This is a genomic window from Microbacterium sp. H6 (assembly GCF_003314775.1).
Taxonomy (GTDB): Bacteria; Actinomycetota; Actinomycetes; order Actinomycetales; family Microbacteriaceae; genus Microbacterium; species Microbacterium oxydans.
Map to the genome: position 1 here is coordinate 1 of NZ_QOAY01000248.1, position 7546 is coordinate 7546.

At 67.6% G+C, this 7546-nt stretch carries 8 protein-coding genes; 3 read left to right on the forward strand and 5 right to left on the reverse strand.

Annotated elements, in window-relative coordinates; all coding sequences use genetic code 11:
* Positions 1-558 precede the first annotated feature (558 nt).
* A complete protein-coding gene (locus DSP71_RS15775; protein ID WP_113681561.1) occupies positions 559-1947 on the forward strand; it encodes a CoA transferase in 1389 nt (462 codons plus the stop codon).
* On the opposite strand, the gene DSP71_RS15780 is transcribed toward DSP71_RS15775, so the two are convergent.
* From DSP71_RS15780 to DSP71_RS15790, 3 genes are read right to left on the reverse strand one after another with little or no spacing between them, the layout of a single operon-like run.
* Positions 1932-2726 carry a DUF4184 family protein gene (locus DSP71_RS15780; RefSeq protein ID WP_113681562.1) on the reverse strand — a complete coding sequence of 265 codons (795 nt, stop codon included), beginning with the start codon at positions 2724-2726 and terminating at the stop codon, positions 1932-1934. The two genes, DSP71_RS15775 and DSP71_RS15780, sit on opposite strands and share 16 nt — an antisense overlap.
* Positions 2727-2737: 11 nt before the next feature.
* Positions 2738-4039, reverse strand: coding sequence for a tyrosine--tRNA ligase (gene tyrS, locus DSP71_RS15785; RefSeq protein WP_179516103.1), 1302 nt, complete (start codon positions 4037-4039; stop codon positions 2738-2740).
* A 40-nt stretch (positions 4040-4079) separates the two neighbouring features.
* Complete coding sequence (locus DSP71_RS15790; protein WP_061016145.1) at positions 4080-5033, reverse strand: aldo/keto reductase; 954 nt, start codon at positions 5031-5033, stop codon at positions 4080-4082.
* Positions 5034-5086: 53 nt separating this feature from the next.
* Here DSP71_RS15790 and DSP71_RS15795 point away from each other — a divergent pair, with 53 nt between their 5' ends.
* Positions 5087-5443: a MerR family transcriptional regulator gene (locus DSP71_RS15795; RefSeq protein WP_058632227.1), complete on the forward strand. Its 357-nt coding sequence runs from the start codon at positions 5087-5089 to the stop codon at positions 5441-5443.
* Positions 5444-5449: 6 nt separating this feature from the next.
* Here the strand turns inward: DSP71_RS15795 and DSP71_RS15800 are convergent, their stop codons facing one another.
* On the reverse strand, positions 5450-6277 hold the full coding sequence (locus DSP71_RS15800; RefSeq protein WP_113681563.1) for a hypothetical protein: 828 nt from the start codon (positions 6275-6277) through the stop codon (positions 5450-5452).
* Complete coding sequence (locus tag DSP71_RS15805; RefSeq protein WP_046749038.1) at positions 6274-6918, reverse strand: SatD family protein; 645 nt, start codon at positions 6916-6918, stop codon at positions 6274-6276. Before DSP71_RS15805 ends, DSP71_RS15800 begins: the two co-directional genes overlap by 4 nt.
* A 60-nt stretch (positions 6919-6978) precedes the next feature.
* Between DSP71_RS15805 and DSP71_RS15810 the strand changes: the two genes are divergently transcribed.
* A partial coding sequence (locus DSP71_RS15810; protein ID WP_147251343.1) for a DUF1349 domain-containing protein occupies positions 6979-7546 on the forward strand: 568 nt, incomplete at its 3' end.

Consider the following 7546-nt stretch of genomic DNA (forward strand, 5'->3'; position numbering starts at 1 on the left):
AGCGAGTTTGATGCTGACCAAAGAGACAAATTCATTGCTGACTTCATCCATTGCCAACCCCACAAGGAGGTTGGTCTTTGATCCAAAGGAATTCTCAACTAGCCGAAGCTAGACGAGGATAATTTGGCATTTGACAAGTGCACGCTGTTGAGTTCTCAAGGATCGGATGCTCCCACGACCCAGCCATCACAGCCAGGCCCGAAGGGCAACTTCTCTATCTTACCCACCTTGTCCCGCTTGTCAAATCGGCGCGCTGTGCGAATCAGAGATCCGCAGCGCAGCTGATGACAGCCGCAGAAGAGGTGGAGTCCCTATCCTAGACGCAAGCGCCTGTTCTCTCAAGTGAGAGTGGATCGGGAGTGGTTCTCCGCTTGAGGGGGGTGAAGCTCTTGGCTCCTCCGCTTCCCTGTGGGGCGAACAAGTAATAAGTTACGCGGGTCCCGGGGATCTGGCAAATCGGGCCACCCCACCCGGGCGTGTCGCCTTGACTCGTCGAGTGATTTCCTGCGGGTCAGGGGCAGTTTCGGTGGCGATGCGCACCCGCAGTACGATCACGCCATGCCGGATTCAGCTGATCGCCTCCCCACCCCAGGCCTGTTCTCGATGGACGCCGACGGCGGCGCACATGAGGGGCGGGCGGCAGCTCAGCTGCTCGCGCGCATCGGGCGGGAGCTCGGCCTCGGTGACGCCGACGACGCTGTCCGACCGCTCCGTGTGGTCCCACTTCCCTCGCGACTGGCCACCGCTGACCTCGCCTGGGCGAGCGTGAGCGCAGCCATGCTTGCTGCCGGCGGGGTCCCGGCTTCGCTCGATCCGGATCGGATCGCGGTCGCGTTCCGCAGTGACCGTGTTTTGACGATCGATGACGTCGCTCCCCCGGTCTGGTCCGAGTACTCAGGGTTCTGGCGGACAGCAGACGGATGGATCCGCACCCACGGGAACTATCCCCATCACGCGGCGGCGCTGCGTGCGGGACTCGGTCTGCGAGACGGTGCGGGCGGCGATCTCGTCGGGGGTACCCTCGCCGAACGGGACTCTCACGATGCCGTCCGCGAGATCACGGCTGCCGGCGGGCTCGCTGTCGTCGTCGCTGCGGAGGATCCCGCCCTCGATCGTGCCGCCAGAGAGCGTCCGCTCCTGGAGATCAGCCGACCGGACGGGATGTCCGATGCGCTCGACCAACCCGCCGTTGGACTTTCCGTGCGTGCGGGCCGTCGACCACTTCAGGGCATGCGCGTCCTCGACCTGACAAGGGTCATCGCCGGCCCGGTGTGCACGAGGACACTCGCCCTGCTCGGTGCCGATGTGCTGCGCATCGATCCGCCGACGCTGCCAGAGCCGGAGTGGCAGCACCTCGATACGGGCCATGGCAAACGGTCGGCCGTGCTGGACGCGCGGAGCGCTCGCTTCCATGATCTGCTCGCGCGGGCCGATGCCGTCGTGCTCGGATACCGTCCGGCGTCACTCGACCGGCTGGGGTTGGACCCCGACCTGCTCGTGCGCCGATACCCGGGCCTGGTGGTCGCGCAACTGAGCGCCTGGGGCACGGAGGAACCGGAGCGAGCCGGTTTCGACAGCCTCGTGCAGGCGGAATCCGGCATCGCGCTCATCGAATCGGTCGACGGTGATCGTCCCGGCGCACTTCCCGCGCAGGCTCTCGACCACAGCGCGGGCTATCTGCTCGCTGCCGCTGTGACCTCTCTGCTCCGGGGGAACCGCCGAGAGGAGCGTTCGTGCGTGGTCCGCACATCGCTTCGTCGCATCGCGGCGGAACTGCTCGGGATGCCGCGTCGCGGGATGGCCGGAGCCGAGGTCGAGTTCGACGTGCGGCCGCATGCCGCCCGGTTCGGTGTCGACGGGAGCGCAGTGGTGACCGCTCGACCCGCGCTGACGGGACTCGAGTTCGCGGCCCCGCACGCCTGGGGGTCCGATCAGCCCGTCTGGTGACGGCGTCCTCGCACCGACAGCGCGATGCAGAGCGCCACGGTGAGCGCACCCCAGAGGGCACAGGCCGGAGGAAGCACCCGATACGCGAGGTGCTGAACGGTGAAGTCCGCGTCGAGGGGGCCGAAGACGACGAGACCCCCGACCCACGCGATGACGAGGAACCCGGGGAGCGAGATCCACCACGCCACGCGCACCCACGGCGGCGATGACTGCGTTACGCCCTGACGCGGTGTCTGCCGACGGAGCCGGAGCAGAGCCCAGATGCCGATGACCCCGAGGCCGATCAGGCTCGAACCGTGTTGGAGCCACTTGAACCCTGGCAGCGGTCCCCACATGTCGTCGAGGCCGGGGATCAGGTGCACGCCCCACCGTCCCTCATGCGTGAAGAGGTCCCACACGATGTGCGAGAGAACACCGATCACGAACGACGCCGCGAGCAGGAACGGATACGCGCGCGTGCGCCCCACACCGACTGCAGCTCCTGCCGCCGTGAGACCCCTGTCATTCCATTCCTCAGGCAACCGCCGAACCAGCCAGAGCGGAGCGAGTTCGGGAACAGCCGGACGGAGCACGACCCGCCAGATCAAGAACAGCACGAACGCGAGAAGCCCTGTCCACACGACATTGCCGAACGTGTGCGTGAACGAGTAGTTCAGTCCTGCGCCACGCACGAACAACGGCAGGTCCGGGGTCATCGCGCCGATCGCGATCGCAGCCGGCACGAGCGGCGTGCGGATGAACGGCAGCGCTACCAGGGCGTGACTGGGCGTGAACGGCATCGAGCTCGGGCTCAGCCGACGAAGAGGCCGGCGAGGGTCTTCTTGCCACGGCGGAGCACGGAGACCCCGCCGGGAAGCGAGCCCTGGACCGTCGCCGTCTCGTCGTCGACGCGTTCGCCGTCGAGCGTGACGCCGCCCTGCGTGATCGCGCGCCTCGCCTCTGACAGGCTCGACACGAGCCCCGTCGACACCAGGGCCTCGACCACCGGGGTGCCGGCGCCGACGGTCGCATTCGGCAGCTCCTCCAGAGCAGTGCGGAGCGTCTCGGCATCGAGCGTGGTCAGGTCTCCCTGTCCGAAGAGAGCCTCGGAAGCTGCGAGCACGGCAGCTGTCGCCGCCACACCGTGCACGGTCGCCACAACTTCGAGCGCCAGCCTCTTCTGAGCGGCTCGGCGGAACGGCTCCGCGGCCACGAGCTCGGCGTACTCCTCGATCTCCGACCTGGTGAGGAATGTGAAGACCTTCAGACGTTCGATCACGTCGGAGTCCGCGGTGCTCAGCCAGAACTGGTACATCCGGTACGGGCTGCACATGTCGGCGTCGAGCCAGATGGCGTTGCCCTCGCTCTTGCCGAACTTCGTGCCGTCGCTGTTCGTGATGAGGGGTGTGCCGATGGCATGCACCGACGCCCCCTCGGCACGGCGGATGAGCTCGGTGCCGCTGGTGAGGTTGCCCCACTGATCCGAGCCGCCGGTCTGCAGCACGCAGTCGTACTGCCGGTACAGCTCGAGGAAGTCCATGCCCTGCAGGATCTGGTAGCTGAACTCGGTGTAGCTGATGCCCTCATCGGAGTTGAGTCGCGCCGCGACCGCATCCTTCTTGAGCATCGTGCCCACACGGAAGTACTTGCCGATCTCGCGCAGGAAGTCGATCGCGCTCAGCGGCGCCGTCCAGTCGAGGTTGTTCACGATGCGGGCGGCGTTCTCACCCTCGAAGCTGAGGTAGCGCTCGACCTGGGCACGCAGGCGTCCGACCCAGTCCTCGACCGTCTCCCGCGTGTTCAGCGTGCGCTCGGCCGTCGGACGAGGGTCGCCGATCAGACCGGTCGAGCCGCCGACGAGACCGAGCGGCTTGTGACCGGCGAGCTGGATGCGACGCAGCGTGAGCAGCTGCACGAGGTTTCCGAGGTGCAGACTCGCCGCCGTCGGATCGAAACCGCAGTAGTACGTGATCGGGTCTCCCGCGAGCAGGGCGCGCAGCGCCTCCTGGTCGGTGGACACATGGACCAGGCCACGCCACACGAGTTCGTCCCACACGTTCTCGAACGCGGGATCGATCGCCTGGGGTGCGGTCGTCAGATCGGGAGTTGACACGCGCTCCAGGCTATCAGCGCGGTACAGCCTCGAATTCCGTTCAGACAGGCGTGTCAAGACGGTCGAACTCCTGCGCCGTCAGCGAGATCGATGCCGCATCCATGGCGGCGTCCAACTGCTCTACTCTGCTTCCCCCGACGATGGGGCGGATCCCCCGTGCGAGCTGCCAGGCCAGCACGATCTGCCCTCTGCCGACTCCGCGAGCGGCGGCGATCTCCTCCAGCACCGCGAGCCGCCGCGTGGTCCCCGGGTGGTCGTACACCTCGGGTACCGGTTTGGCCTGGTTGTCATACGCCCCCGAGAGCAACGGCGTGTACGCCCACACCTCGATGCCGTTGTCTCGGGCGAAGTCCCGCTGCTCATCGCTGAGCACGCCGAAGGGATGCGCCACACCGGGTGGGAGGGTGCCCGGTCGGGTGCGCAGGTAGGTGCTGTTCAGCTGGAAGGCATCGATGGGGACGCTGCCGATCGACTTGGCGTGAGCGCGGGCGCGTTCGATGCGCCAGGCAGGATGGTTGGAGGCGCCGACACGGGTCACCGTGCCGGCGGACGTGAGCGCGGCCAGGGCGTCGACGGTGTCCTCGATCGCGACGGCGCGGTCCTCCTGGTGCAACCAGAGCAGGTCGATCCTGTCGACGCCGAGGCGATCGAGAATCCCCTCGACGGCGGCACCGATCGCGCGTGGCGAGAGCCCGGTCCGGTGTTCGGGCCAGGAGCCGGGCCACAGCGGCTCCGCTCCCACCTTGGTGGAGATGCGCACCTGCTGCCGGGCGCCTGGTCGTGCCGCGAGCCAGCGTCCGATGACTTCCTCCGACGCTCCCCCGTGTCCGCTCTCGCTCGCCCAGAAGCTGTAGCAGTCTGCCGTGTCGATCCAGGTGCCGCCTCGCTCGACGAAACGGTCGAGCAGGGCGAAGGAGGTGTCCTCGTCGACGAGCGTGCCGAAGGACATCGCGCCGAGGACGAGCGGGGATGCGGGTGCGTTCCGAGTGGTCATGACCTCACTGTGCAACCTGGAGCGCACTCCAGGTCAAGACCTATGCTCAGGAGATGACGACGTACACCCCGGCGGAGACCGCAGCGCGTTCCGGCTTCAGCATCGACACGCTCAGGTACTACGAACGGGAAGGCATCCTGCCCACGGTCACCCGCACCGCCGGCGGGCATCGCGCCTACACCGACGCCGACCTCGGGCTGCTCGACTTCCTCAAGTGCCTTCGCGAGACGGGCATGCCGGTCGAACGACTGCGCCGCTACGGACAGCTCTGTCGGAGCGAGGAGACGATCCCCGAACGGATCGCACTCCTCGAAGAGCATGCGGCGACGGTCGAACAGCAGCTCGCCGAGGTCCTCGCGCAGCAGCGACGCCTCGCGGAGAAGCTGGACTGGTATCGATCGCTGAGTTGAGATCGCTCAGCTGTGCGCCGCCCACCACACCAGGAACGCGGCACCCAGCGCGATCACCCAGCTCACCAGACTGCCTACGAGGAAGTACTCGGCGCGGGCGCCGGTCTCGCCATCGCGGGAGATCTCGGGGAATCGGACGATGCCCTTCGCCGCGAGCATCGCGGCGAGGATCGGATACGCCGCGGCGAGGGTGAGGATGAGGACGAGGATGCGCTCCAGCGGTCCGATCAGTCGACCGCCTTTGAAGCCGCTGCGCGGATCGCGGGGTGCGGGTGCCGTCTCGGCGCCCTCCTCCTCGACGGTGTCTGCCTGGACGGTGTCTGCTTCGGTGGTTCCTGTTTCCACGGTTCCGGCCACGACAGGTGCTGCCTCCGCGGTCGGCATCGCCGGGTCACGGGGAAGCCACGTGTGCTCGCCATCGAGTGCCGCACGCACCACGAGGTTCGACGACTCGAGGAGGAAGACCCCGGCACCGAGCGCGAGCATGGCGAGATCGAACGGAACCTCCCCGAACGGCGACCGGAGGTGCCAGATCGCACCGATGAGACCGGAGTCGGAACGGGCGCCGAGCCAGACGACGGCTCCGACGCTCAGAACCGCGAGCAGGACGGCCGGCCAGAACCCCAGGGGCGCCGGACGCTCCGTCGGCATGCACCACACCCAGAGCGCGCCGACGACGAGGGCGAGCACCATGGGAAGAAGGGCATCGCCGACGCTGCCGAGCAGGAGCAGGATGACGGCGATCACGAGATAGCCGACCCAGCGGCGGGGCGCGAACTGACGCACCAGATCGGCGGCGCCGACCGACAGGAGGAGGAACCCCGCGACGATCATGCGCGCGCCCCTCGAAGCGCGGCTACGCCCTCGATGAGCGCAGCCGTTCCCGCACTGCGCAGCGACTTGGAGACGCTGGGCTGGGTGATGCCCTCTTCCGCAGCGAGTTCCTGCTGGGATCGACCGAGCAGACGACCGTAGGCGAGCCGTCGTTCCCGCTCGCTCATCGCCCCCACCAGCTCATCGCGGACGAGGAGGTAGGCGTTCGATGCCGCGATCGTGCTCTCCATGACCTCATCCTGCCCGGATGATCCGACAATCCACGACCGCGTGCGCGGCACGGCGCGACTCTCTCGCGCGTGCACGGTCTCGATCGCCGCTCTGGCCGCGTACCAGCCCGGTCCGTCGGCGAGTTCACCGTGCACGGACTCGACAGGGCGCACCTCCCCCACCCCGATGCCGAAGCGGAAGGCGACACCGTCCGGCAGCCGCAGCTGGATCATCAGGAGCGACACCATGGCGTCGGCCAGATCGAGATAGACACCCTGCTGCTCGTCGCCGACGGTGGGCGTGAGCGGCTGCGCCGCCAACGGGAGGTCTGCTTCGACGTCGGCTATGGTGTCGTCGAGCACGCGTTGCGCGGCTGTGCGATCGTCGAGACGACGAGAACCCACGATGTCTGCGAGTACCGCGATGACCATGGCATAACCATATCACGAATAATCCTCGACTTATGCGTCAATTGGTTATATCTTGAGATCATGCCTGAATCGCACATGATCCCCTGGTCCGACGGAACCTGGACCAACGCTCCGACCTCCCCCGCCGCGCTACCCGCCGGAACGACTCCGCTCGATGTCACCGCGGTGGAGAGCAGCGATGCCTGGCGGCACACCGCTTACGGCTTCGTGCACGACACCGAGCACGCCCTGCTCGCCCCGCTCGGGGTCGGTGAGGCCATGGAGGTCTCCTTCCGCGCACCGTGGGACGGCCAGTTCGACCAGGCAGGCGTCTTCGTGCGCATCGACGAGGAGCACTGGGTGAAGACGGGTCTCGAGTACGCCGACGGCCATCTGGGACTCGGCGCCGTGGTCACAGCCGGTGTCTCCGACTGGTCCGTCGGCCACGTCGACGAGTGGCTCGAGAGCGAGATCACCGTGCGCGTCAGCCGCTGGGCGGATTCCCTGATCGTTCGCGCCCGCGCCGACGACGGCCCCTGGCGACTCGTCAGGGTCGCCCCATTCGACGGACAGGCAGCCGCGGCAGCCGGTCCGTTCCTCGCGGCACCGACCCGCGCCGGCCTCACCGTGCGCTTCACGCGCTGGGAAC